This window comes from Chamaesiphon sp. OTE_20_metabat_361 (genome assembly GCF_031364565.1).
On the sequence record NZ_JANLWO010000790.1, the window covers coordinates 1 to 2356 of the forward strand.

A 2356-nucleotide genomic window follows, 5' to 3' on the forward strand; every position below is an offset into this window, starting at 1 on the left:
TATCCAGAAATCGGCGATCGCGAGTCATATTTGCTCTATCATGAAGAACTCGAATCATTGGTTAAAAATATCCCCACGCTCAAACGCGCACGGTTTTGGATGACGTTTTCGGAAAACTATATTACCCACCTCAAGGTATTAGAAAACGTCGGCATGACCCGCATCGATCCGATCGAATATCAAGGTCAAAAAATCGTGCCGTTACAATTCCTCAAAGCTGTCCTGCCGGAACCAGCATCCCTAGCCACAAATTACACCGGACAAACTTCGATCGGCTGTCATATTCGCGGCATCAAAGATGGTGTCGAGAAGAACTATTATGTCTACAATAATTGCCAACATGCCGCAGCTTTTGCCGAAGTCGGTTCGCAAGGCATTTCCTACACAACAGGCGTCCCGGCAGTAGTTGGTGCCTTGTCGATCGTCAATGGTAGTTGGAAGAAACCCGGAGTATTTAATGTAGAAGAATGCGACCCCGATCCATTCATGGCACTCCTCGGCCCAATGGGTTTACCTTGGCATGAAGTCATGGATGGTAGTTCGCCATTCACAACTTAAATCGGATTAATTTAAATAATTAAAGTTACAGTAGATCTATCGTAGTAGGGTGGGCAGTGCCCACCAACCAGGTTTGAGATATAATCTATTTTATGAATGATTGCATCTACCTACTTAATTGACTAATAAGTAGTAGTTGATAACTCTCCACTTACTGGTTCTTAGCAAAATTTATTACTCGATCGAATCAGTCAAGCTACTTTCACTTAAGTATGTGAGTAGAGAGATAGATCAAATTAGTAATATCTGAAATCTAAGCGGTGGGCAGTGCCTACCCTACTTTTAGTACTAATTTTAATTAAGTATGCCAGTAACAATATCGACTATTAATTGACTAAAAAAACAGTAGGTGAGCATGGCTCATCTACTATTTTTTTGGCAAAATTTGTGACGCGATCGAATCGGTTGAGATAGATTAGATTGGTGCGTTACCCTGGCGGGATAACACACCCTACAGTATTCTGTTACCTTTTACCCTTTACCTTTTGATATTATGCTTCAACCAACAATCCTAAAAGCGAGTTAACTTTCTGAATCATTTCAGTCGTAGCAAAGCCTTTGTTGAGATAGTCAGTCGCTCCCAAGCGACGGGCTTCCTTACCCCATTCCTCGGACGATCGAGACGAGACGACGAGAATCGGGATCGAGATGCCCAATTGCCTTGCTCGATCGATCAGCGTGAAGCCGTCCATATTGGGCATCTCTACGTCAGTAATCATCAGATCGGGGTAGGGATTGTTTTCCAGCCAATTGAGGGCTTCTAGTCCATCGTTGCAGGTGTGGGTGACAAATCCATAGGTATTGAGACTGGCTTCAAATCGTCGGCGCATCAGTGCGGCATCATCGACGATGAGAATGACTGGGGCAGATGATTTGGTGCGCTCGACGGCGATCGTGCTGAGACTATAGTCAGTAGCGCGACGATCGACACTGGTGGCAAGCTTGGTCGTCAACGCGATCGGATCGAGGATCGAAATCAACCGACCGTCGGATTGAAGGCTAACGCCCAATAAGCCAGCAGGCGCAATCAGCGGGCTGGGGAGAGGGTTGATGAGCAATTCGGCTTGTCCGAGCAGATCGTCCGCAATCGACCAAATCTCCCGACTGGTGGCACCCTGACGCGTCCGAATGCAGACAGCGGTATCGGGGAGCGATCGCTCGATCGATTGCCAATAATTAGCAAGATCGAAACCAGATACATCGCCGCTACTCGTTGTCAGCGTCCAGGCACAGAGGTTTGCTTCATCATCTGCGAGCATTGTTGCTGATAGCGAACTCACCAACGCTGTTTCGAGGATTTCTTCTGTGGGGAACGCAATCGTGCGATCGCCCACTTGGAATAGGACGCAGGGTACTAATAGCTGTGGGGCGGGAATTTCGAGCGTAAACTTGGTACCGCGACCTACTTGAGTATCTAGGCTTAATTTGCCACCCATGCTGACAATCTGGGCGACAACGACATCCATCCCGACGCCGCGCCCGGATACCTCGCTGACAGTGCTGCTAGAGCTAAATCCTGGCTGACAGAGGACTGCTAATAGTTCGCTGCTGGTGCTGGCGCGATTCTCTTGGATAGAGGCTGCGCCAACGAGCGGAAAGCCTTTGGATTTGGCAATCTGATAAATGACATTGGCATCGATGCCAGCGCCATCGTCCTCAATTTCTAGGCGATACAGATTGCCGCGTCGAGTTAGGGCAACATGGATCGTCCCGCGTTCGGGTTTGCCCAGAGCTAACCGCTGGGCGGCGGTTTCTAAGCCATGATCGTAGGCATTTCTGAGCAGGTGCAGCAGAGCTG

2 protein-coding genes are annotated in these 2356 nt (G+C 48.3%); one reads left to right on the forward strand and one right to left on the reverse strand.

The window, feature by feature from the left end:
* A partial coding sequence (locus tag RMO35_RS22415; RefSeq protein ID WP_309744480.1) for a saccharopine dehydrogenase C-terminal domain-containing protein occupies nucleotides 1-558 on the forward strand: 558 nt, incomplete at its 5' end.
* A 491-nt stretch (nucleotides 559-1049) separates the two neighbouring features.
* On the opposite strand, the gene RMO35_RS22420 is transcribed toward RMO35_RS22415, so the two are convergent.
* The coding region (locus RMO35_RS22420) for a response regulator (RefSeq protein WP_309744482.1) at nucleotides 1050-2356 on the reverse strand (1307 nt) is incomplete at its 5' end.